This is a genomic window from Psychrobacillus sp. FSL H8-0487 (assembly GCF_038008385.1).
GTDB classification, from domain to species: Bacteria; Bacillota; Bacilli; order Bacillales_A; family Planococcaceae; genus Psychrobacillus; species Psychrobacillus psychrotolerans.
The window spans coordinates 2,943,838-2,967,500 of record NZ_JBBOZA010000001.1; the positions used below are offsets into that span (position 1 = coordinate 2,943,838).

Annotated in this window: 20 protein-coding genes, 16 tRNA genes, 2 rRNA genes and 1 other annotated feature; of the genes, 9 read left to right on the forward strand and 29 right to left on the reverse strand. The window is 38.8% G+C overall.

The window, feature by feature from the left end:
* Positions 1–111: 111 nt before the first annotated feature.
* Both MHI47_RS15040 and MHI47_RS15045 read right to left on the reverse strand, forming a co-directional pair.
* Complete coding sequence (locus MHI47_RS15040) at positions 112–1,833, reverse strand: phospho-sugar mutase (RefSeq protein ID WP_340831367.1); 1,722 nt, start codon at positions 1,831–1,833, stop codon at positions 112–114.
* 21 nt (positions 1,834–1,854) lie between these two features.
* On the reverse strand, positions 1,855–3,396 hold the full coding sequence (locus tag MHI47_RS15045; protein ID WP_093538573.1) for a carbon-nitrogen hydrolase family protein: 1,542 nt from the start codon (positions 3,394–3,396) through the stop codon (positions 1,855–1,857).
* A 128-nt stretch (positions 3,397–3,524) separates the two neighbouring features.
* On the opposite strand from MHI47_RS15045, the gene MHI47_RS15050 reads away from it, so the two are divergent.
* From MHI47_RS15050 to MHI47_RS15060, 3 genes are read left to right on the forward strand one after another with little or no spacing between them, the layout of a single operon-like run.
* Positions 3,525–3,950 (forward strand): disulfide oxidoreductase, encoded by a 426-nt coding sequence (locus tag MHI47_RS15050; RefSeq protein WP_093538572.1) that lies wholly within the window; start codon positions 3,525–3,527, stop codon positions 3,948–3,950.
* A 1-nt stretch (position 3,951) separates the two neighbouring features.
* Complete coding sequence (locus MHI47_RS15055; protein WP_340770013.1) at positions 3,952–4,422, forward strand: thioredoxin family protein; 471 nt, start codon at positions 3,952–3,954, stop codon at positions 4,420–4,422.
* Between the two features lie 52 nt (positions 4,423–4,474).
* Positions 4,475–5,332: an RluA family pseudouridine synthase gene (locus MHI47_RS15060; RefSeq protein WP_340831369.1), complete on the forward strand. Its 858-nt coding sequence runs from the start codon at positions 4,475–4,477 to the stop codon at positions 5,330–5,332.
* A gap of 525 nt (positions 5,333–5,857) precedes the next feature.
* On the opposite strand, the gene MHI47_RS15065 is transcribed toward MHI47_RS15060, so the two are convergent.
* The 7 genes from MHI47_RS15065 to queG all read right to left on the reverse strand — a co-directional run bounded on the left by MHI47_RS15065 (position 5,858) and on the right by queG (position 10,113).
* Positions 5,858–6,409, reverse strand: coding sequence for an NUDIX hydrolase (locus MHI47_RS15065; protein WP_340831371.1), 552 nt, complete (start codon positions 6,407–6,409; stop codon positions 5,858–5,860).
* A 16-nt stretch (positions 6,410–6,425) separates the two neighbouring features.
* A complete protein-coding gene (locus MHI47_RS15070) occupies positions 6,426–6,644 on the reverse strand; it encodes a hypothetical protein (RefSeq protein ID WP_340831373.1) in 219 nt (72 codons plus the stop codon).
* Positions 6,645–6,663: 19 nt separating this feature from the next.
* Positions 6,664–6,942, reverse strand: a complete 279-nt coding sequence (locus MHI47_RS15075) for a hypothetical protein (protein WP_340831375.1) — start codon at positions 6,940–6,942, stop codon at positions 6,664–6,666.
* Between the two features lie 162 nt (positions 6,943–7,104).
* A complete protein-coding gene (locus MHI47_RS15080) occupies positions 7,105–7,935 on the reverse strand; it encodes an aldo/keto reductase (RefSeq protein ID WP_340763302.1) in 831 nt (276 codons plus the stop codon).
* A 39-nt stretch (positions 7,936–7,974) separates the two neighbouring features.
* Positions 7,975–8,157: a hypothetical protein gene (locus tag MHI47_RS15085; protein ID WP_093538562.1), complete on the reverse strand. Its 183-nt coding sequence runs from the start codon at positions 8,155–8,157 to the stop codon at positions 7,975–7,977.
* A gap of 330 nt (positions 8,158–8,487) precedes the next feature.
* Complete coding sequence (gene trmL / locus MHI47_RS15090) at positions 8,488–8,961, reverse strand: tRNA (uridine(34)/cytosine(34)/5-carboxymethylaminomethyluridine(34)-2'-O)-methyltransferase TrmL (protein WP_093538561.1); 474 nt, start codon at positions 8,959–8,961, stop codon at positions 8,488–8,490.
* A gap of 12 nt (positions 8,962–8,973) precedes the next feature.
* Entirely contained in the window at positions 8,974–10,113 is a 1,140-nt protein-coding gene (gene queG, locus MHI47_RS15095; RefSeq protein WP_340763304.1) for a tRNA epoxyqueuosine(34) reductase QueG, read from the reverse strand.
* Positions 10,114–10,169: 56 nt separating this feature from the next.
* On the opposite strand from queG, the gene MHI47_RS15100 reads away from it, so the two are divergent.
* Genes MHI47_RS15100 through MHI47_RS15110 form a run of 3 tightly spaced genes read left to right on the forward strand, consistent with a single transcriptional unit; the run spans position 10,170 to position 12,589 of the window.
* Positions 10,170–10,865: a B3/B4 domain-containing protein gene (locus MHI47_RS15100; protein ID WP_340763306.1), complete on the forward strand. Its 696-nt coding sequence runs from the start codon at positions 10,170–10,172 to the stop codon at positions 10,863–10,865.
* Entirely contained in the window at positions 10,865–11,923 is a 1,059-nt protein-coding gene (locus tag MHI47_RS15105) for an ATP-grasp domain-containing protein (protein WP_340831377.1), read from the forward strand. Before MHI47_RS15100 ends, MHI47_RS15105 begins: the two co-directional genes overlap by 1 nt.
* Before the next feature lie 39 nt (positions 11,924–11,962).
* Entirely contained in the window at positions 11,963–12,589 is a 627-nt protein-coding gene (locus tag MHI47_RS15110; RefSeq protein WP_340831378.1) for a TerD family protein, read from the forward strand.
* A gap of 60 nt (positions 12,590–12,649) precedes the next feature.
* On the opposite strand, the gene proS is transcribed toward MHI47_RS15110, so the two are convergent.
* Positions 12,650–14,089, reverse strand: coding sequence for a proline--tRNA ligase (gene proS, locus MHI47_RS15115; RefSeq protein WP_093538556.1), 1,440 nt, complete (start codon positions 14,087–14,089; stop codon positions 12,650–12,652).
* A 49-nt stretch (positions 14,090–14,138) separates the two neighbouring features.
* Positions 14,139–14,353, reverse strand: a binding site (T-box leader).
* Positions 14,354–14,579: 226 nt separating this feature from the next.
* On the opposite strand from proS, the gene MHI47_RS15120 reads away from it, so the two are divergent.
* From MHI47_RS15120 to MHI47_RS15130, 3 genes are all read left to right on the forward strand, one after another.
* On the forward strand, positions 14,580–15,362 hold the full coding sequence (locus MHI47_RS15120) for an alpha/beta fold hydrolase (RefSeq protein WP_093538555.1): 783 nt from the start codon (positions 14,580–14,582) through the stop codon (positions 15,360–15,362).
* A gap of 314 nt (positions 15,363–15,676) precedes the next feature.
* On the forward strand, positions 15,677–16,525 hold the full coding sequence (locus tag MHI47_RS15125) for an MBL fold metallo-hydrolase (RefSeq protein WP_093538554.1): 849 nt from the start codon (positions 15,677–15,679) through the stop codon (positions 16,523–16,525).
* A gap of 547 nt (positions 16,526–17,072) precedes the next feature.
* Positions 17,073–17,603 carry a hypothetical protein gene (locus MHI47_RS15130; protein ID WP_340831380.1) on the forward strand — a complete coding sequence of 177 codons (531 nt, stop codon included), beginning with the start codon at positions 17,073–17,075 and terminating at the stop codon, positions 17,601–17,603.
* 576 nt (positions 17,604–18,179) lie between these two features.
* Here the strand turns inward: MHI47_RS15130 and MHI47_RS15135 are convergent.
* From MHI47_RS15135 to MHI47_RS15225, 19 genes are all read right to left on the reverse strand, one after another.
* Entirely contained in the window at positions 18,180–18,692 is a 513-nt protein-coding gene (locus MHI47_RS15135; RefSeq protein WP_340763311.1) for a tyrosine-type recombinase/integrase, read from the reverse strand.
* Between the two features lie 134 nt (positions 18,693–18,826).
* Positions 18,827–18,909, reverse strand: a tRNA-Leu gene (locus MHI47_RS15140).
* Between the two features lie 41 nt (positions 18,910–18,950).
* A tRNA-Cys gene (locus tag MHI47_RS15145) sits at positions 18,951–19,024 on the reverse strand.
* Between the two features lie 10 nt (positions 19,025–19,034).
* Positions 19,035–19,109: transfer RNA gene (locus tag MHI47_RS15150), tRNA-Gly, on the reverse strand.
* Between the two features lie 3 nt (positions 19,110–19,112).
* Positions 19,113–19,184, reverse strand: a tRNA-Gln gene (locus MHI47_RS15155).
* Position 19,185: 1 nt separating this feature from the next.
* A tRNA-His gene (locus MHI47_RS15160) sits at positions 19,186–19,261 on the reverse strand.
* A 34-nt stretch (positions 19,262–19,295) separates the two neighbouring features.
* A tRNA-His gene (locus MHI47_RS15165) sits at positions 19,296–19,371 on the reverse strand.
* A 27-nt stretch (positions 19,372–19,398) separates the two neighbouring features.
* A tRNA-Trp gene (locus MHI47_RS15170) sits at positions 19,399–19,472 on the reverse strand.
* Positions 19,473–19,478: 6 nt separating this feature from the next.
* A tRNA-Tyr gene (locus MHI47_RS15175) sits at positions 19,479–19,562 on the reverse strand.
* Between the two features lie 6 nt (positions 19,563–19,568).
* Positions 19,569–19,644 (reverse strand) — tRNA-Thr (locus MHI47_RS15180).
* Positions 19,645–19,653: 9 nt separating this feature from the next.
* Positions 19,654–19,729: transfer RNA gene (locus tag MHI47_RS15185), tRNA-Phe, on the reverse strand.
* Between the two features lie 132 nt (positions 19,730–19,861).
* Positions 19,862–19,937, reverse strand: a tRNA-Asp gene (locus tag MHI47_RS15190).
* 3 nt (positions 19,938–19,940) lie between these two features.
* A tRNA-Met gene (locus MHI47_RS15195) sits at positions 19,941–20,015 on the reverse strand.
* A gap of 34 nt (positions 20,016–20,049) precedes the next feature.
* Positions 20,050–20,125, reverse strand: a tRNA-Val gene (locus tag MHI47_RS15200).
* A gap of 61 nt (positions 20,126–20,186) precedes the next feature.
* Positions 20,187–20,261 (reverse strand) — tRNA-Glu (locus tag MHI47_RS15205).
* A gap of 24 nt (positions 20,262–20,285) precedes the next feature.
* Positions 20,286–20,377, reverse strand: a tRNA-Ser gene (locus MHI47_RS15210).
* 5 nt (positions 20,378–20,382) lie between these two features.
* Positions 20,383–20,457 (reverse strand) — tRNA-Asn (locus MHI47_RS15215).
* An 8-nt stretch (positions 20,458–20,465) separates the two neighbouring features.
* Positions 20,466–20,581 (reverse strand): 5S ribosomal RNA (gene rrf, locus MHI47_RS15220).
* A 120-nt stretch (positions 20,582–20,701) separates the two neighbouring features.
* Positions 20,702–23,630: ribosomal RNA gene (locus MHI47_RS15225) — 23S ribosomal RNA — on the reverse strand.
* Positions 23,631–23,663: the final 33 nt, after the last annotated feature.

Sequence of the window (23,663 nt, forward strand, 5' to 3'; positions counted from 1 at the left end):
TCAGATAATTCCATAGTATCACTTATTTACTAATCACTGTAGGGTATGCGCATCATACTTTTGACCGAAAAAAAAACAGGAAAAGAGATTTCACTTTTCCTGTTTTCTATATTAATCTACTAAGTATTGATTCATCTTCAACGAAAAGTCTTCCTTCAAAGACTTTAGTTTTTCTTTACTTTCTACTTCTGTGCCACTAAGTACACCAAAATAATATTTGATCTTAGGCTCAGTTCCACTTGGTCTTACACAAACCCATGAGCCGTCTGCAAGGAAGTACTTAATTACATTTGATTTTGGTAAGAATAATTCCTCTGTTTCTCGTCCATCGGTAAACATTCGAGTAGAGTGTAAGTAATCCTCTTGGGAGGTAACATGTATCCCTGCTACTTCCGTAATTCTATTTGTCCGAACCTGCTCTAGTAAGTTTTTAATGGCATTCGCACCACTTACTCCTTTTTTCGTAACAGATTGAAGCCCTTCTAAATAGAAGCCATGTCTTTCATATAACATTGCTAAAACATCGAGTAAGGTCTTTCCTTGTTGCTTATAATAGGCAGCAGCTTCTACTATCGCTAACACGCTTTGCACCGCATCTTTATCACGTGCAAAATCTTTTATCAAGTAACCATAACTTTCCTCATAGCCAAATAGAAACTCAAACTCTTTTGTCTCTTCGTATTTCTTAATCTTTTCACCGATAAATTTGAAACCTGTTAATACATTCTCTGAACTTACTCCGTAATATTCGGCAATTACACGACCTAGATCAGAAGTAACAATCGTTTTAAATATGCGACCATTAGCTGGGATGTTACCCTTTGCTTTACGTTGTGATAATAGATATTCGATTAATATAGCACCGGTTTGATTGCCAGTTAAAAGTTCATACTTAGAATCCGATTTTACGGCAATACCAACGCGGTCCCCGTCTGGATCGACTGCTATTAGAATATCTGCATGATTCCTTTCGCCGTACTGAATTGCGTATTCAAAAGCACTTTGCTCTTCCGGATTTGGAGATTCCACTGTCGGGAAGTCTCCATCTGGCTCCATCTGTTCTTCTACATAGGAAATATGCTTGTAACCAACTTCGTTTAATATACGTTGGACTGTTTTACCAGAAGCACCGTGTAAGGGAGTGAATACCACCTTCAGATCAGAAGAAGATGCTAATTCTTCGTTTTCTTGCACTGTTTTTAAGGCTTCCAAATAAGCTTCATCCAATTTTTCATCTAATTGAATTATTAATTGTTTATCAGGATTTCGTTGATCGATATGGAGTGCATCTCCTGCATCATTGACATGCTCAATAACAACCTCAGCGTCCTCAATATTTAGCTGCGCACCATCCTCGCCATATACTTTGTATCCATTATATTCAGGAGGATTATGACTTGCAGTAATAACTATCCCCATAAATGCGTGTAAATGTCTAACCGTAAATGACAGCTGAGGTGTAGTTCTAGGTTCCATATATAAATACGCTTTAATACCATTAGAGGCTAGTGTATTCGCTGCTTCACGCGCAAACTCTGGAGAATATCTTCGACTATCATAAGCGATAACTACTCCACGCTCCATAGCTTCTGCTCCAGCTCCCTTAATATAAGAAGCTAGACCTGTAGTCGCTTTACGAACAGTGTACGTGTTCATACGATTCGTTCCAGCACCAATTTCTCCACGCATGCCACCTGTTCCGAATTCTAGATCACGGTAAAATGCATCCTCTATCCTTTTTTCATCCTTGGCTAGCTGTTGAAGGTTCTCTTTCCAATCGGTTTCTAACTCTGAGAAGTTATTCCATTGGTCAAATAGTTGTCTATAACGCATAGGAAAGTCAACTCCACTTCATTATTTTTTATAATCGATACTGTATACATCATGACGTCTATCTTTTAAATGCTTAACTGTCCCGTCTTGACGTTGACGACGGAGGATTTCTAAATCTACATCCCCTATTAAGACCATCTCAACGTTTGGTTCTGTTTCTCCCACAATACCATCACGTGCAAATTCAAAATCAGAAGGTGCGAAAATGGCAGACTGTGCATATTGAATATCCATATTTTCTGTTTGTGGCAAGTTTCCAACTGTACCTGAAATAACAGTATAGATTTGGTTTTCAATAGCACGTGCTTGTGCACAATAGCGAACTCGTAAGTATCCTTGACGATCCTCGGTACAAAATGGAGCGAAGATAATATTTGCACCCATATCAGTAGCTATGCGGGCAAGTTCTGGAAACTCTATATCATAACAAATTTGAATCGCAATTTTCCCACAATCCGTATCAAATACTTGTACAGAATCGCCTGCACTAATTCCCCACCATTTACGTTCGTTCGGTGTAATATGAATTTTATATTGCTTATCAATTGCACCATCTCGGTGGAATAAATAGGCGATATTATAAATTTCCTCGTTTTCTTCTTCCACGAAGTGAGAACCAGCAATAATATTGATATTATATCGAATCGATAAATCTGAGAATAACTCCATATATTGCGGAGTATATTCTGTCAGTTTACGAACTGCCTGACTTGGCGATGGTTCATTCAGGAAGGACATTAGCTGCGTAGTAAAGATTTCCGGGAACACTACAAAATCAGATTGAGCATCGGAAGCTACGTCAACAAAATATTCACATTGGTTAGCAAACTCTTCAAATGAATTTATTTTACGCATCATATATTGCACTGCACAAATTCGTACAGGATAGCTTGTTTTAAAGTGACGTTTAGAAAGTGGAATATAATCGACATTATTCCATTCCATCAGCGTTGCATATTTGGCAGACGCCATATCATCCGGTAGATAATTTGGGTTAATACGCATTAGCGTAAAGCCATTCATCAATTGGAAGGTAAGAACTGGATCATATATTTTGTGGCGAGAAACAGATGTTACATATTCTCTTGGAGACATTTCTTCTGCAAATTTATGATAGTTAGGAATGCGCCCTCCGATTATAATGGACTTTAAATTGAACTGTCTTGCAATATCTTTTCTGCCTTCATATAAACGTTGACCAACCTTCATTCTTCTATATTCAGGATGCACCATTACTTCAATACCATATAAATTATAGCCATCTGGATTGTGGTTCGTAATGTAGCCTGCATCTGTTACATCCGACCAAGAATGACGATCATCATACTCATCAAAATTTATAATAAGACTAGAACAGGAACCAATTACTTTGCCGTCTAGTTCTGCAACCAGTTGGCCTTCTGGGAAAATAGTTAAATGGCTACGTAAATGGGATACTTCCCAAGGGTCCATACCCGGAAAACATTGTCGTTGTATTTCTAAGATCGACTCTATATCGGAAAAAGACGTTTGTCTTATAATCATGCTTTGTTCGAATGGGGATAAATCAAATTCTTCTGTCATTGTATCGGCTCCTCTTTCATCAGTATCTTTCATTATATAGCTATTTGCTCTTCAGATAAAATATTTTACATGTATTTAAAGAAGGATTATACTTTAATTTGAGTTCAAAGTAATTTAAAGGAGTTCCTATGACAAAAAAACTGGAAAATCTATTACTATTTATGTGGACAGTTTCCCTTACTGCAACATTAGGTTCACTCTACTTTTCAGAAGTAAGAGGATACGAACCATGTGATTTATGTTGGTACCAGCGTATACTCATGTATCCACTTGTGCTAATATTAGGAATTGCATATGTTCAAAAAAACCCTAAAATTGCAGTAACAACTTTTATATTCTCCGTGATTGGTGGATGTATATCTGCTTATCATTATAGCATTCAAAAACTTACTTTCATGCAAGAATCAGCACCCGCATGTGGTAGAGTAGCGTGTACAGGAGAATATATTAACTATGCAGGTTTTATAACCATTCCATTTTTAGCTCTTATTGCATTTATTATAATTGCAATTACAAGTGTTTTAGTATGGAGGGACATCAAGGAGGAAAAGTAACTTGAAAAAACTACTTATTTTTGGTGGTATTATCGTTGCAGTCTTTGTATTAATCTTTGTGTTAAACTCTCAGAAAAACAAGGATGCATTAGCGAATAATCCATACGATACGGATGATCTACAACAGTCTACTATTGATTTAATCGATGATCCAAACTATCAAAATATTATTTTACCCGCAGAATTAGAAAAAAAGGTTGCTACTGGAGAACCAGTGACAGCTTACTTCTTCAGCCCAGAGTGTGTACATTGTCAAGAAATGACACCACGTCTAACACCACTTGCTGAAAAAAATGAGATTGAGATCGTTAAATACAATGTACTTGAGTATGAAAAGGGTTGGAATGATTACCGGATCGAAGCAACACCAACAATGATTTATTTTGAAGATGGCAAAGAAGTAGAAAGAGTAACAGGCGCCGTTTCTAATGAACAAATTCAAGGATTCTTCGATCAAATCGTTTTAAAATAAACAAAAGGGTCATGTCGAGCAGACAGACCCTTTTTTTAAAGGAGTTAGGAAGATGATTCATACATTAACGTATACCGTACAAGAAGATGGATTAACGATCAATAGTCTATTTCAAGAGAAATGGAAATTAGGCAAGAAGTTAATACATGAGTTACTAATGCAGAAAGCCGTAAGCAACAAGAGCGGAGAACTTCTACAATGGAAGCTTCCAAACAAAAAAGGTGATGTACTAGTTATTAAATGGGAGGGAGAATCTTCAAACTATCTCCTTTCCGATCAGATTCCTTTATATGTAGCATATGAAGATGAGTATTTACTAATCGCTTCTAAACCACGCGGAGTATCGACGCATCCTAACGAAGATGGTCAAAATCACACCTTTATGAACACTGTGACAAATTATTTACACAGTAAAGACCATCATTACGGCGAACATGTACATCGCATCGATGAAGGTACAAAGGGATTAGTAGTTATTGCAAAAAATCCACTTGTCAAAGGAATGCTTGATCGTATGCTAGAAAACAAAACAATTGTTCGAACGTACGAGGCAACTGTCGAAGGTCAAGTGAAAAACCAGCATGGCACCATTCGAGCAGCTATCGGTAATGACCGCCATCATCCGACGCGCAAAAGAGTTTCTCCATCTGGTCAAAATGCAATTACTCATTATGAAGTTGCAGGGAAACATGAACAATTCACGAAAGTACATGCCATTTTAGAAACTGGACGTACCCACCAAATTCGAGTTCACTTAGCTCATCTAGGACATCCAATTGTTGGAGACGAACTATATGGTGCTAAAAGAACACCAACTAAAATGTATGAGCTTCATGCATTTAAAGTCCAATTTAATCATCCCATAACAGGTGAAGTACTCGTTATAGAAGATAAACGCCAACAGAACTAGGTTGATGCTACGGCAGTAAATCAGTGGCCGTTGCGAATAAGTAGTGAAATGTTGCTTCTATACTAACCGACGTTGCGAGTATGAATTCAAACGTTGCACAAATGAAAATGCAGGTGAGATTTTTATTTCTCATCTGCTTTTTATATGGATTCTACTTTTTCTTTTTCACTAGCATCTACTTCTCCTCTATTTTTCTCTAACTTTTTCCACTTAAAATAGTTATAAGTAAAATCCCAAACAATCGTTACAAAACAAAAGATAGAGAACAGGAGAATTAAGTGCGATGGCCATTCACTAACATTCTTTATCATAATTAAACAAAGAATTAAAAAAGGAGCTGTCCAAAGTGTTCGTAACATTTTTCTTCTATAGGTTAGCTTGTGATAAACAAATACAAAACCCTTATCTACTTTTTCCTTGTCTTTGTACAGTTTCGACAAAATAAAATTGAAAAGTATACTTACGAGAGTAATTATAAATAATATGAAGTAATCTGTGCTAGAAATAATAATCACTCCTCTACTTTTACGGGTTTTCAGAAAGGAAAGTCTTTGTCAGATAATAAGCATGAGCAGTAAAAAGCTGTGTTTTGATCTTATTTGTTTTTATAAGAGAGCCTAACGATTCAAAATCTAACAATTGTACACATATCTCCTCGGTTTCATCTAGTTCTTGATCAAATTGTTTATATGCATCCAACAGGAGGTAGGTTCTAATTTTATTAGTTTGCGTAGCGGGATTAATCATAAATTCACCCAGCAAAATAGGTGTTTGTCGTGAAATATACCCTGTTTCTTCTTTAACTTCTCTTATAATGCCTTCCTCATCCGTTTCCCCATGTTCTCTTTTACCTGCAGGAACTTCTAAATAGATATCATTTCCGGCATGTCTATATTGCTCTACCAGTAGTATTTTATTTTCCTTAGTTAGTACAACAGCATTCACCCAATCGGAATACTCATTTACAAAATAATCATTAATGACCAGACCATTCGGAAGCTCACATATATCTTTCCTAATATTTCCGTAAGAGCTTTTATGGACATACTCCGTATTTAACGTCTTCCATTGCTTCATAACCCCATACTCCCCCTTACCTCATCATCTCAAAAAATATATATAGATTGTATATTGCTGGAATTAGCAAGCTCAATGCGAGGCAAATAACTGCTCCAAGTTTGGATTGTTTAGTTAAACGTGCGTCCTCTTGTTTTAAGTATTGAAAAAAAGTAAGCGTAAAATAAAAGCATAATACTATAAAAACGATAGATAAGATGCCTAGCCAATTTCCTGTTCCCATAAAACCTTCCATTAAAGTCTCCTCCTAACACTCACCACTTAAGGATTAAAGCAAATAATATATGCACAGTCCCTAACACTACTTCTCTTATTATCACTTTTTTATTTTCTTTTTGAAGATAACTTTCTATTGCATCTACCAAAAAGTTAATCCCTGCTAATATGAATACTAATCTCACATAAAAAATATCTAAATTATTCCATATGGTCATTATTAGCATTGCAATCATCAAACTTATCAATAGCATCTTTAATATTAGGAACGGCTTACTACTTTTTTTCTTGTAAGTCTTTTCAAAAAATATATTCATTATTGACCTCATCTAATATTTATTCATGTATTATTACTAATACGCTTAAATATGTAATAGGTTTCATTATTTCGTAATATTTTCCAATATAAATAAAAACACGATAGTTTCTCTTCCAAATCAGGAGAGATACTATCGTGCAATATTACTTAAATCATCTTATTAAAAACTAAAGTTATCTGGATCTTTACCAGTACGCTCATTTAAGTTAAGTGCATCTATATTTTTCATGTCCTCGAATGATAACTCAAAATCATATACATCCATATTTTCGGCAATTCTAGATGGATTTTCTGACTTAGGAATGACAATCAAATCATGTTGCAGGTGCCATCTTATAATGGTTTGAGCAGTAGACTTACCATATTTGTTACTAATACGTTGTAATGTTGGTTCCTCTAATATTCGTCCTCTTGCAAGTGGAGACCACGAAGTTATCGCGATTTCTTGTTCTGCACAATACTCACGTAGATCAAACTGCGTAAGGCGTGGATGACATTCAATTTGGTTAACCATTGGTTTAACGTTTGCTTTAACAGAAATAGCCTCCAAATGATGCTGATGATGATTTGCAACACCTGTAGCTCGAATTAGCTTTTCATCATATAACCGTTCTATTGCTCGATATGTATCTACAAAAGTTTCTGTAATTGGCCAATGTGTTAAATATAAATCTACGTAATCCATCTCTAAGAGCTTTAAAGACTTTTCAAATGCTCTGAGAGTTTGATCGTAGCCTTGATCTGTATTCCACACCTTTGTAGTAATGAATATATCTTTGCGTGGAACAATTGATGATCTAACTGCTTCGCCCACTTCTTTTTCGTTGGCATATAAACTTGCCGTGTCAATATGACGATAGCCATAATCTAGAGCAGCGGTCATTGCTTGAATTGCCATATCAGGTTCAGTCATTTTATAAACGCCTAATCCTAATCTAGGCATCTCAATTCCATTTGATAACTTTTTTGTTGAATGTATATTTAAAGCCATAGTTCTCATCCTTTCTTAGGAGGAAAACGACTGAGTTACTCAGTCGTTTTCTCTTTTCTTCATGGAAGATGTATCTTCGGATTGGGCTGGATCGGATACTCGATTATCTTCTTCTAGCTCTTTGTTGTCTCTCATTCTATCCATTTGTTTTCCTAACTGCTTTACTTCTTCCATGTTTGTTGCCATTGAACCGTTCTCTGGACCATTTTTGAATTCGTTCATATCAAAAATCACTCCTTTTCTTTATGTTAGTAGAATATTCGAAAGGTTGCAACATTCAAATGAACGATTTTTGTCAAATTTCGTTTTTTTGAAATATTTCTTTTTCAAACAAATTAGGGTATACTAGGTGCAGAATACTATAGAGGAGGCACTCCATATGAAACTAATCCTTATTCTTGGTGTTAGTATTTCGTTCCTTGTGGCAATTTTCACAGCAGGATACGATGACAAACCAGGTGCATCTGAAAAATAATCTATTGTTAAAACGGACGAGTCATTTATGACCTCGTCCGTTTTTTTAGTGAACCCAATCATGATACCTAGCTCTTCTTAGTGCAAGTTTGGATAGTTTTGCTGACGTAATGCCTCGTAAACTAGAATGGCTGCTGTATTCGATAAATTTAACGAACGAATATTATCGTTCATAGGAATTCTCAATGCACGATCAGGATGTGCATCGATAAACTCTCTTGGCAACCCTTTTGTTTCACGTCCAAAAATAAAGAAATGATCCTTCTCCGTATCACTAAAATCAAACGTAGTATGTGGCTTAGCCCCAAACTTTGTAATTAAATAGTATTCGCCAGATGGATGTGCTGCAAAAAACTCATCGAGACCATCATAATAAGTAATATCTACATGTTCCCAATAATCTAATCCTGCTCGCTTTAGCATCTTATCATCTGTGGAGAATCCTAAAGGTCGGATTAAATGTAATTTAACATCTGTTCCGGCACAAGTTCTAGCTATATTCCCTGTATTAGCAGGTATTTCTGGTTGATATAAAACAACATTAATACTCAAATATTCCACTTCCTAATTCTCTACTGTATAATATTCTAACCCTTTTCGAATCTCTTCTAAAACTTCATCCACTTGTTCACTTTGTTCAGCCTCTTGAAGGGCTAGCAAGCCTTCTTGTGTATTTATTTTACCTATTGCCCACGCTGCTGTACCACGGATGACTGGTCTAGCATCATGTTGCATTAAATCTATTAGTGCTGGAACAGCTGCCTGCTCTTTAAAATGAGCTAATGCAATTATAGCATTTCGCTGAATTGGATTCTTCCCTCGCCAAGCACCGGACATATGACCATATGTTTCTTTAAATGTGCGATTCGTCATTTTAAGTAAAGGTAGTAGCAAAGGTTTCACTAACTCAGGTTCTGGCTTAAACGCTTCTTGGTGAAGATTGGCTTTGCCTTTGTTTTTTGGACAAACTGTTTGGCATGTATCACAACCATATATGCGATTGCCAATTTTTGCTCGAAATTCATCTGGAACCATTGTTTTCGTTTGGGTTATAAAAGCAATACAGCGCTGGGCATTTAGCTGACCACCTTCTATTAAGGCTCCTGTTGGACAAACATCTAAGCATAATCGACAATCACCACATTGGTCCTCCATCTGCTCACTAGACTCAAAAGGAATAGACGTAATCATTTCTCCTAAATAGACATAAGAACCAAACTCAGGAGTAATAATAGCGCAGTTTTTTGCACTCCATCCTATTCCGGCGCGCTCTGCTACGGCACGATCCGAAAGTTCTCCCGTATCTACCATTGAACGCAATTTAGCATCTGGAATATGCGATAAAATATATAATTCTAACAGTGCTAACTTTTCACGTAAAACTGTATGATAATCTATACCCCATGATGCGCGTGCGAAGATTCCTCGTCTTGCACCTTTCACACTTTGAGGGGCATCTTTCATTTTTGAAGGATACGCAATTGCAATAGATATAATACTACTAGCTTCTTCTGACAAGTTTTCAGGATGCACTCTTTTCTCAATATCAGGTTCTTCGAATCCAGAGGCATACCCTAACTCCTGCTGTCGGATTAATCGATTTTTTAATTCATGAAATGGAGAAACAGAAGTAAATCCAATTTTGTCAATTCCAATGGATGCTGCATAATCTATGAGGTTTTCTTGAAACTGAATGATATTCACAAATGTTCTCCTTTCTTATGCTACACTTAAGAAAAATAATTGTAAGGATGGTTGATATGTTAGTAAAATTGGATGATTCAATTACTGAAATAGAGCCCTCATTTAAAATAGGCATTATTCATTATACCAAAATTATTGTTACTTCCTCACCCCAAATGCTTAAAGGAAGACTTCAATTATTTCAAGAGCAACTTTTCTTTGAAATGGACGACAAGCCCGTAAATGATTTCGCGGGGATTAAAGAATGGAGAGCTCTCTGGAAAAAGTTCGGAGCAGATCCTAATCGTTATCGCCCTTCAATGGAAGCTATGTATAGAAGGATTGCAAAACAAAATTATATCACACCCATGCATTCTGCTGTAGATTTAAACAACTTCTTCTCTATGCAATATGAAATTCCAATGGGTATATATGATGTGGCGAAAATTCAAGGTGAAACAAACATCACTATTGGAACCGAAGAAACAACTTATGTCGGGTTAAATGGCAGAGATAATACATTAAAAAATATTATAACTCTACAGGATGAGGCAGGACCATATGGAAGTCCATTTGTAGACTCTGCGCGAACAGCTGTAACAGAAGATACTACAGAAGCATTACAAATCGTATTTCTACGTCCTTCCTTAAAGGTAGAGGAAAGTAATAAATTACTTGAATCTATGGCTTCCATGTTTACTCAAATACATGGCGGTGATTTTAAAACAAATATTTTAAATACAAACTTTCATACGAGCAAAGGAGAATTATAATGGTCCTCAATATTTGGTTTAATAGATGGTTTTCAACTGTTTCACACTACATGGAGTTGATACGTCATAATCCCGATCAACAAGAATTTATCATTCATGGAACACATCCTAATTCTGACACTGTTTATTTCAATTATTGTGATGTGTTTAGTACAGAGCCAGATATTGAGGGCGAGGATTATATACAGTTTTGCTTAGACTATTGTATACAAAATCAGATTCATATATTTGTTCCACGAAAAGAAAACGTGCTTATATCTCGGCACTTAGAAAAGTTTGAAGACATCGGTGTGTCAGTGTTGGTTTGTCCGGATGGTGATTTAATGGCCATGGTAGATAACAAAGCAGCGATGTATCAATCTTTACAAAACCAAGAAAAGGAAGGTAACTTTATCGTTACTATTCCATCCTATCAAATTGTTAACAATGCGCTGGAATTTAAAGAAGCCTATAAACAATTAAGTAAGGATAATACGAAACTATGCATTAAACCTGTCATTGGAGAAGGAGCAAGCGGATTCCGAATTATTGATAATGATGCAGATACGATTCCTTTTATATTCAATACTGCTTCTTCTCAAAAAATTTCATATGAAACTGCTCTTAGAATCTTACAAACGCAGGAGCATTTCCCGGACTTAATGGTTTTGGAATATTTGGATGGCTATGAGTATAGTATAGACTGTTTAGCTGATGCAGACGGAACACTACTTACCGCAATACCTAGGAAAAAAGGAAATGGACGTATTCGAGAAATTGAATACAACAAAGATTTAATCGAAATCGCAGAGAAAATGGCAATACAATATAAAATTCCTTATGTATTTAATATCCAAGTTAAATACAAAGACGGTATTCCTAAGCTACTAGAGATTAATCCCCGGATGAGTGGTGGATTGCATATCAGCTGTCTAGCAGATATCAATTTCCCCTACTATGCTATTAAACTATTGCTAGGTAATCAGTTGGAGCCTCTTTATCCTAAATTTGGTTTGAAAGCAACACACATAGAACAGCCAGTAATCCTATCTTCAGAAGATTCTTCGGTTTTAGTTTAAGTAGACAAAATGGTGAAATTAGAAAAGGAGTGATTATTGATGGTAAATTTGAACAAGATTGAGCTTAAGAAAAAGGGACAGTCCATTAATCTTACTAAAAACAACAATAATATCGGAGAAATTTTAGTAAATCTCCAATGGGATCAACAAGTTAAAGCAAAATCTACTGGATTCCTTTCTTCCCTACTCAGTGGAAAACCTAAAGGTGTAGACTTAGACCTAGGTTGCTTATATGAATTAAATAACGGCGAAAAAGGCTGCGTACAAGCTTTAGGTAACGCTTTTGGCACACTAAAGCAAGCACCCTATATGGAACTCGATGGTGATGATCGTACTGGTTCCCTATCAGGAGGAGAAAACCTGAGAATTAACGGAAATAAAATAACAGATATAAAAAGAATTTTGGTGTATTCATTTATCTATCAAGGGGTAGCCAATTGGGCAGAAGCAGATGGAGTTGTTACATTAACATATCCGGCTGGCCCAGCTATTGAAGTGAAGCTAGATGAACATCGTAATGGACAAATAATGTGTGCAGTCGCAATGATTGAAAATGTAAATAATGAGACATTTAAAATTGAACGCTTAGTAGAATACTTTAAGGGGCATAAAGAGATGGATCATGCGTATAACTGGGGTATGAATTGGGTAGCAGGATCAAAATAATATGTTTCGTCATCAAAAAAAACAACCACTTAGGGTTGTTTTTTTTAATCACTATATTTTTTAGTAGGCACGACCGAACCATACAGTATGTTTCGAATCCTTCCCACAGTTAATACATGTTGCTTTTTCTGCTGGTGGGTTGAATGGAATATTACGAGTCGTAAATTTCGTTTCATTCTTCACATTCTCTTCACAAGCATCCTCCCCACACCATCCTGCAAGAATCCATCCAGGAATTGTGCCATTTTCCGTTGAATCCGTAAGATGTTGTTTTAACTGCTCTAGAGAATCTACATTTGTATGGGAATTCTCATCACGGAATGCACGAGCTTTCTCCAGTAAACGTGTTTGCATAGTAGTTAACTCTTCTTCAATACGTTCTACTATAACAGCAATTTCTACTGATTCTTTTTCTGTCAGGTCACGTACTTTGATCAGCGCTTGATTGTTCTCTAAATCACGAGGTCCTAATTCAATACGAACCGGTACACCTTTAAGCTCCCATTCATTGAATTTATAACCAGGAGATTGATCTGAATCATCAAGACGAACACGGATACCTTTTGCTTTCAATGCAGCGTATAGCTCATCTAGTTTCTCCATAATAGCAGGGTTCTTCTTCCAAGGACCCACAGGAATTAGCACTACTTGGGTTGGTGCAACACGTGGAGGTAATACAAGACCCTGTTCATCACCATGTACCATAATAACTGAACCGATTAAACGAGTAGATGTTCCCCAAGATGTTGTATGCACATGCTGATGCTTGTTTTCTTTGTTTAAGTATTTGATATCAAATGCTTCCGCAAATTTTGTTCCAAGGTAATGAGAAGTCCCAGCTTGAACAGCTTTTCCGTCTTTCATCATGGCTTCGATAGAATAGGTATCTACAGCTCCTGCAAAACGTTCGGAAGGTGTTTTTTGACCATCATATACAGGAATTGCTAAAAGCTCCTCTACAACCTCTTTATAGATGTTAAGCATCTGCATTGTTTCCTGACGTGCCTCTTCCTCGTCTACGTGTGCTGTATGTCCTTCTTGCCATAAAAATTCAGAAGTACGGATAAACGGAAGTGTTTTCTTTTCCCAACGAAAAACGTTAGCCCATTGGTTAATAAGAACTGGCAGATCACGATAACTCTTAATCCAATTCGAATACAAATGACCAATCATTGTTTCTGATGTTGGGCGTAATGCTAAACGCTCTTCTAATTTTTCACCAGCTGCCTCAGTAACCCATGGTAATTCTGGCGCAAACCCTTCAATATGATCCTTTTCTTTTTGGAAAAAAGATTCAGGAATTAGCATTGGGAAATAAGCATTACGGTGACCTGTTTCTTTAAAACGTCTGTTCATCTCATCTTGAATATGCTCCCAAATTTCAAAGCCATCTGGTTTAAAAGCAATACACCCACGAACTGGTGTGTAATCCATTAAATCTGCCTTTTGAATGGTGTCAATATACCATTTAGTAAAATCGTTTTGCTGTTGATTTGTCATTTATATTCCTCCTATTTACATCAATGAAAAAAGCACAAAGTCATCCTCGTAAAAGGACGTCTCTGTGCTGAATAGACGTGGTACCACCTTAGTTTAGCTTAAAAATTTTAAGCCCTCTAAACGTTTGTTAACGAAAACGACTCGGTTATGTTTACATAACATCTCCGTGATAGGTTTCAATAAGAAGCGGTGGTATAGCTTTCAGCATTGGCTATACTTTCTGTTTCACAATTCTCATTTACTTGGTCACTTCGTAGATTGTATTACTAATAATATACCAAATATCCTACTTTAATACAATGTGAATAAAGCTCTGCTAATAATTTTATGTTTTTTTATAAAAGAGCAAGCCTTGGAACTTGCGATTATCTTAGGCGAACTTGCGATTAAAAAAATCTAATTTGCGATTTGTGGTTAGTATCTTGCGAATCACCCATTTAAACACTTTCGAGTATCTTAACCTATAAAACTTTTTCATGGAGGAATTGGCGTGGGTTACTTTGTAAACGTAGAACAAGGTGTGAATTTATTTGTAGAGGATATTAATCCTAGTGCAAGCAAGACAATTGTATTTTTACATGGTTGGCCTTTAAACCATGAACAATTCGAATATCAGTATGATGTTCTCCCATCAATGGGCTACCGCTGTATAGGTATTGACTGGAGAGGTTTTGGAAAGTCAGATAGACCAATCCATGGTTACAACTTTGACAGACTAGCAGATGACATCCATGCAGTAGTTAAATCACTCCAGTTAACCAACTTTACTCTAGCTGGCCATTCTACAGGAGGAGCAATCGCTATACGATATGCGACTCGTCACAATGCTTACGGATTATCGAGACTGATTCTAATCGACGCCGCTGCTCCAACTGGATTTACACAAGAAACAGCGAACCGACTTCTTACAGAAACATTAAACGACCGACCTAAAATGATGCAAGGTGTAACAGATACTTTCTTCTTTCAATATATTTCTGCCCCATTCTCTAATTGGTTTAATGGATTAGGACTACAGGCAGCTGGATGGTCCACTGCAGCAATTATCAACACTTTAAGAGATGAAAAGCTTGATACTGATCTTCCTAAAATAACAGTTCCTACATTAATCGTTCATGGTGTGCATGACAAGCTTGTGCCATTTAAACAAGCTCAAGAGCTTAACGAAGCCATAAAAAATTCGCATCTCGTTCCATTTCACTATAGCGGACATGGGCTTTTCTGGGAAGAACGAGAAAAATTTAACGAGCTAATCAAACAGTTTGTTGGATAGGTTTTACTTACTATTAGAATTGGTTCACGGGAGGGCTTAATAAGCTATCTTGTGAATCTTTTCAAACTCTACCTTTAAGAGTCTCACTTACTAAAGTACATATATAGTTTAAAAAATTAAATGAAAGTGGGTCTTTATTCAAACAATAATAAATTTTACATGTTTGCACGAGCAAACTTATATGCAACTAGATTTAACAACTTTGTATCCCCTCCCGAAATGCAAAGTTCAATTACACTTCTAGTTTTATTTCTCATCACCTGTAACAGTAGTATATAATGAACGTTACAAACATAACTAAGGAGTACGAGTTCATGCAAACATTGAAAAAACTTTCCGATCGACTCTTTTACCTGCCTCCATATCAAAAGACAGATCGACCGATATTAGCTGCTATTGTAGGGGACAAACAGACTCTACTGATTGATGCTGGTAATTCTTCTAATCATGCTAAATACTTTAAAGAGCAATTAGCTTCCTATCATCTCACAGGGGATATTCTGGCTCTCACACATTGGCATTGGGATCATGTATTTGGCTTACGTGAAATGGATGTTCCTTCAGTTGCCAATTCCATGACCTATAACAAAGTAAAAGAACTTCAAAAGCTATCATGGGAAGATAAGGAGTTGGATGGACGTGTCGAAGCAGGGATTGAAATTCCTTTTTGTGCAGATGCGATAAAGCTAGAGCTAGGAAGTATGCGAGAAGTTATCATACCAGATCCCACTATCATTTTTGACAAGCAAATCAAACTTAATATAGGTGGGGTTACCTGTATCATTGAACATGTTGGTGGAGATCATTCACCTGATTCGAATCTCATTTATATAGCAGAGGAAAAGACATTATTTCTTGGGGACTGTCTCTATGCAAATATGTACGCAGAAAAGTGGCATTATACCATTGAAAAGATGTATAAGCTTTTGGAGAAAATTGAAGGCTATGACGCAGAAATCTTCTTCCTATCTCATCATCCAGCACCTTTAACAAAGGATGAATTTACTTCCTTTGTATCATTATTAAAGACAAGTGCAGAATTAACAAATAAACATAAAGGAAAAATAGAGGCAATTGTAGAAGAGATGTCCTCTCTTTTTGACCGTGACGTGACGGAAGACGATTTAGAAATAATCGAGTACTTTGTAAATGGTTTTGCGTAACATGTATCGTTGCTAAAGAGAATTGCACTAAATTCCAAAGGAGTACGGAGTTTGCCGTGTTCATTCCTAACTATTGTAGGAACACACTAAATGATCAAAAGCTTTGTGTTAGTTCATAAACATATAAAGCCCAAGAGGTGATTTCTCTTGGGCTTATTCTTATTACTATTGAAACCGTGAGTAATTTCTTTTTCTATTTATAGTACAACTATGTTATCTACATTTTCCCAAAAAAAGAACCCTTGAAATATCAAGGGTTCTTTGCTTTTATACCGGTGGCCGGGGTCGAACCGGCACATCCAGAGGATACGGGATTTTGAGTCCCAATAAAAATTGATATTCTTATAAAGTCATATATATCAACATAAATTACTACTTAGCTAAAATCAACGCACGTGATTACTAATTAGATGGCCACACAGTTAAGGTTGATACAAGATCAGCCCATTGGAATACCAACAAGCCAACAAGTATGATTATGTTATTATAACAATGTACCCATATTTTTAATTAACCTAAATATTGAAGACGAGAGGAAGAAATCCTAATGTCACTAACTCCAATTGAAAAAGCTAAAAAGGTATTACGAGGTATTGAAGTTGGCAACTTTTGTTTTGATTTCAACGGCCAATGGCAGGGTGATTATTATGACGAATACTTTAAATATTTTAATCATCCTGATCCTGAATTACGTAAGTATTCTCTTTTAATCTTTATGTCTGGTCTTGGAGATACGTGGTTGGGATCGACCTCCGTCTTCACGCCACTTAAAGAAAGAGAAAAATATGAATATCCTGAACCAAATAAAGCTTATATTTTCGAGGATTACATTAAATCATTCTTAGAAAATAGAGAAAGTATTAAAAAAGATTATCCGTTACTATATGAGAACCTGATAAGGTATTTAATAAAGTTGGATATTAAAAAACGATTTGAGGATTCATTTCTTGAAGTTGATAAGGAACTTTTTGTGGAACTTAGAAAAGTCCTAGATGAATATGATGATTCACATTTGAGTACAGATGATCACAATGGAATATTAAGAGAGTGTGGATTTCCACCATACCAACCTTTCTAAATTCATATGAAAGTTATAACCAAGGATCTCACTTCGGTGGGATCTTTTTATTTACATTTATTTACTTTATTACCAATTAAATTTCAACTCAAAAAATCGTTTTGGGACGTTTGCAGTAAGCGGACATTCACATGTTAATATCGTTGAAGTTGTGTTTTTTTCTGTAGGGGTAGGCGGTATCATTTCAAAATAGAATCCATCTATCTAGATCAATGCAAAAAAAAATGAGCTCACCAACATTCAATACCATATCAGTATCGTTAGCTAGTGAGCTCTTATATTAGTAAAACTTTCGAATAAATCCATAGGAAACTTTATCAACATCTAGACCATGCAGTTTGAGATTAACTTGATTCAAAATCGACATTCGATTTCTCTTAATCCCTCGCACTTTCAACCTATCAGTATAATATTTTGTGATGATTGTTGCTGCATTTATTCTGAATGCCTGTTCACCTATCTCTATTCTAACTTCTTTAAGATGCTCCATCTTCTCCTGCATATTATATATATTCACCTTCCATTGCGTAATTAAATGAATAAAGCTTTATTTTCGGTCTAGAAATTATTGGACGATTAGTCAGACAATCGTATACCTGTATCTAACATCACTAAAAATATTACATAATCTCTAACCCCTACAAAGCTCTTCTGAATTTTTATATGAGATGCAAGGAGTTCTAGCTCCTTATCATCTAAAGTTTCAATAACCCTTGATCGATCACGTAACTTTTTAATATTTTTCATAGGATTTGGCATCAATAATTTATTCTTATATAAGAAGTTATAAAATGATTTTAAAGCTCTTATCCTAGTGTTAATACTTACAATCTTAATTTTACTTTTCAGATGAAGAATTATCTCTTCTATATCTTTCTGTGTAAGTTCTACAAGTTGCTTAACAATTTTCATTTCTTTTAAAGTGTTCTTAGTAGCTGCAAACTTGTCTATGTAGTATCTCAATGTCTCAGCTCTTAAATTTCTTATCAAACAATCTCTCTCAAACTTCTGAAAAGCTTCTTCATCCGTTATTTTTAATTTAATCAAGCTTAGCTCTTTTTTTGATAAACTGTTACTTCTTCTAGACATACTGATTTCCTCCTATGCATGGGATTCGAAGCACGGGATTTTAGCTTATTTCAGTCCTTTTATTTAAACAACAAAAAAGACCTCTAACAAGTAGTTAGAAGTCTTGATATGTATGACTTTAAGTCACGATTTTATACCGGTGGCCGGGGTCGAACCGGCACATCCAGAGGATACGGGATTTTGAGTCCCGCGCGTCTGCCAATTCCGCCACACCGGCAAAATAAATACTAGGCAGTTATTAAATCATTTTTAAAAAATTGGAGGCGGCAACCGGATTTGAACCGGTGATAAAGGTGTTGCAGACCTGTGCCTTACCACTTGGCTATGCCGCCGTAAAGTAATTGGAGCGGAAGACGAGGTTCGAACTCGCGACCCCCACCTTGGCAAGGTGGTGTTCTACCACTGAACTACTTCCGCAAACTGGGGTACCTGGATTCGAACCAGGGCATGATGGAATCAAAATCCATTGCCTTACCGCTTGGCTATACCCCAATGGGGCGACTGAGGGGAATTGAACCCCCGAATGCCGGAATCACAATCCGGTGCGTTAACCACTTCGCCACAACCGCCACAAATAAAAAAAGAGCTAACTACTAAGGAATATGGGGCGACTGAGGGGAATTGAACCCCCGAATGTCGGAATCACAATCCGATGCGTTAACCACTTCGCCACAACCGCCATTATTCAAAGCTAACTAAAAAAAATTGGCAGGGGCAGTAGGAATCGAACCCACATCAAAGGTTTTGGAGACCTCTATTCTACCGTTAAACTATGCCCCTAAAAACTGGTGGTGGGGGACGGATTCGAACCGCCGAACCCGAAGGAGCGGATTTACAGTCCGCCGCGTTTAGCCACTTCGCTACCCCACCAGTGTATGGTGCCGGAAAAAGGACTTGAACCCTCAACCTACTGATTACAAGTCAGTTGCTCTACCAGTTGAGCTATTCCGGCGTATAAATATGGTGGCTCAGGACGGAATCGAACCGCCGACACAAGGATTTTCAGTCCTTTGCTCTACCGACTGAGCTACTGAGCCAAATTCGATTGTGCTAAGCTGCGAATCTCTTTGTCAGCTTCATTCGTTCAGTTAGTCACGTACTTTAGTACGTTCCTTCCATCACTCAATCGCTTCCTAGACCTTCTTGCTTATCACCAATCTTTTAAAAAATGGCGGTCCCGACCGGGATCGAACCGGCGATCTCCTGCGTGACAGGCAGGCATGTTAACCGCTACACCACGGGACCATTTGGTTGCGGGGACAGGATTTGAACCTGCGACCTTCGGGTTATGAGCCCGACGAGCTACCACTGCTCCACCCCGCGACAATACTATAATTGCTAATTTGTTCAAAAGAAATGGTGGAGGATGACGGGCTCGAACCGCCGACCCTCTGCTTGTAAGGCAGATGCTCTCCCAGCTGAGCTAATCCTCCTGGGTAAAATTACGATAAGCTTCGCATCTCTGCGTCAACTTCATTCGTTCAATTTAATAAATGGTGACCCCTACGGGATTCGAACCCGTGTTACCGCCGTGAAAGGGCGGTGTCTTAACCGCTTGACCAAGGGGCCATACTTTTATGTAGAAAACTAATCTGGCGGAGAGCAAGGGATTTGAACCCTTGAGACAGTTTAACCCGCCTACACGATTTCCAATCGTGCTCCTTCGGCCACTCGGACAGCTCTCCTAAAATGGCTCCGAAGGTAGGACTCGAACCTACGACCAATCGATTAACAGTCGATTGCTCTACCACTGAGCTACTTCGGAATAATACAGCCTAGCAACGTCCTACTCTCACAGGGGGAGACCCCCAACTACCATCGGCGCTGAAGAGCTTAACTTCCGTGTTCGGTATGGGAACGGGTGTGACCTCTTCGCCATCATCACTAGACCTTATTAATTTGAAAGACAATACTTAGTATAACAAAACTAGAAAATAATTCAAGCTTTTTTTATATTTTTTTTTGTACTTTCAAAACTGGATAAACGACATTGTTACGTTAAACAAAATTTGGTTAAGTCCTCGATCGATTAGTATTCGTCAGCTGCACGTGTCGCCACGCTTCCACCCCGAACCTATCTACCTCATCGTCTTTGAGGGATCTTACTTACTTGCGTAATGGGAAATCTCATCTTGAGGGGGGCTTCGTGCTTAGATGCTTTCAGCACTTATCCCGTCCACACATAGCTACCCAGCGATGCTCTTGGCAGAACAACTGGTACACCAGCGGTGTGTCCATCCCGGTCCTCTCGTACTAAGGACAGCTCCTCTCAAATTTCCTACGCCCACGACGGATAGGGACCGAACTGTCTCACGACGTTCTGAACCCAGCTCGCGTACCGCTTTAATGGGCGAACAGCCCAACCCTTGGGACCGACTACAGCCCCAGGATGCGATGAGCCGACATCGAGGTGCCAAACCTCCCCGTCGATGTGGACTCTTGGGGGAGATAAGCCTGTTATCCCCGGGGTAGCTTTTATCCGTTGAGCGATGGCCCTTCCATGCGGAACCACCGGATCACTAAGCCCGTCTTTCGACCCTGCTCGACTTGTAGGTCTCGCAGTCAAGCTCCCTTCTGCCTTTACACTCTTCGAATGATTTCCAACCATTCTGAGGGAACCTTTGGGCGCCTCCGTTACACTTTAGGAGGCGACCGCCCCAGTCAAACTACCCGCCTGACACTGTCTCCTACCCGGGTTACGGGTATGGGTTAGAATTTCAATACAACCAGGGCAGTATCCCACCGACGCCTCCTCCGAAGCTGGCGCTCCGGGCTCTAAGGCTCCTGCCTATCCTGTACAAGTTGCACCAAAATTCAATATCAAGCTATAGTAAAGCTCCACGGGGTCTTTCCGTCCTGTCGCGGGTAACCTGCATCTTCACAGGTACTATAATTTCACCGAGTCTCTCGTTGAGACAGTGCCCAGATCGTTACGCCTTTCGTGCGGGTCGGAACTTACCCGACAAGGAATTTCGCTACCTTAGGACCGTTATAGTTACGGCCGCCGTTTACTGGGGCTTCAATTCGCACCTTCGCTTGCGCTAAGCACTCCTCTTAACCTTCCAGCACCGGGCAGGCGTCAGCCCATATACTTCACCTTACGGTTTTGCATAGACCTGTGTTTTTGCTAAACAGTCGCCTGGGCCTATTCACTGCGGCTCTTCTAGGCTATGAACCCAAAAGAGCACCCCTTCTCCCGAAGTTACGGGGTCATTTTGCCGAGTTCCTTAACGAGAGTTCTCTCGCTCACCTTAGGATTCTCTCCTCGACTACCTGTGTCGGTTTGCGGTACGGGCACCTTTCACCTCGCTAGAGGCTTTTCTTGGCAGTGTGAAATCAGGAACTCTAGACATACGTCCTCGCCATCACAGCTCAATGTTAAAGAATGCGGATTTGCCTACATTCACACCTTACTGCTTGGACATGCATAACCAACAGCATGCTTACCCTATCCTTCTGCGTCCCCCCATTACTCAAACGGTGGTTTGGTGGTACAGGAATATCAACCTGTTATCCATCGCCTACGCCTATCGGCCTCGGCTTAGGTCCCGACTAACCCTGAGCGGACGAGCCTTCCTCAGGAAACCTTAGTCATACGGTGGACGGGATTCTCACCCGTCTTTCGCTACTCATACCGGCATTCTCACTTCTAAGCGCTCCACCAGTCCTTCCGGTCTGACTTCAACGCCCTTAGAACGCTCTCCTACCACTGATACCAAAGGTATCAATCCACAGCTTCGGTGATTTGTTTAGCCCCGATACATTTTCGGCGCAGCGTCACTCGACCAGTGAGCTATTACGCACTCTTTAAATGATGGCTGCTTCTAAGCCAACATCCTGGTTGTCTAAGCAACGCCACATCCTTTTCCACTTAACAAATACTTTGGGACCTTAGCTGGTGGTCTGGGCTGTTTCCCTCTTGACTACGGATCTTATCACTCGCAGTCTGACTCCCAAACATAAATCATTGGCATTCGGAGTTTGTCTGAATTCGGTAACCCGGGATGGGCCCCTAGTCCAAACAGTGCTCTACCTCCAAGATTCTAACGTTTGAGGCTAGCCCTAAAGCTATTTCGGAGAGAACCAGCTATCTCCAGGTTCGATTGGAATTTCTCCGCTACCCACACCTCATCCCCGCACTTTTCAACGTGCGTGGGTTCGGACCTCCAGTAAGTGTTACCTTACCTTCATCCTGGACATGGGTAGATCACCTGGTTTCGGGTCTACGACCACATACTCATTCGCCCTATTCAGACTCGCTTTCGCTGCGGCTCCGTCTTCTCGACTTAACCTTGCATGGGATCGTAACTCGCCGGTTCATTCTACAAAAGGCACGCTATCACCCATTAACGGGCTCTAACTACTTGTAGGCACACGGTTTCAGGATCTATTTCACTCCCCTTCCGGGGTGCTTTTCACCTTTCCCTCACGGTACTGGTTCACTATCGGTCACTAGGTAGTATTTAGCCTTGGGAGATGGTCCTCCCAGATTCCGACGGAATTTCACGTGTTCCGCCGTACTCAGGATACACTCAAGAGAGAATGAATTTTAGACTACGGGGCTTTTACCCTATCCTGCGGACCTTTCCAGATCGCTTCGTCTAACTCATTCCTTTGTAACTCTATGTAGAGTGTCCTACAACCCCAAAAGGCAAGCCTTTTGGTTTGGGCTATTCCCGTTTCGCTCGCCGCTACTCAGGGAATCGAATTTTCTTTCTCTTCCTCCAGGTACTTAGATGTTTCAGTTCCCTGGGTGTGTCTCAGATGCGCTATGTATTCACGCAAATGTACTGCTCCATTACGAACAGTGGGTTTCCCCATTCGGAAATCTCCGGATCAAAGCTCACTTACAGCTCCCCGAAGCATATCGGTGTTAGTGCCGTCCTTCGTCGACTCCTAGTGCCAAGGCATTCACCGTGCGCCCTTATTAACTTAACCTAAAAGTTAAAAAGTCTTACACGTTGTGATTAC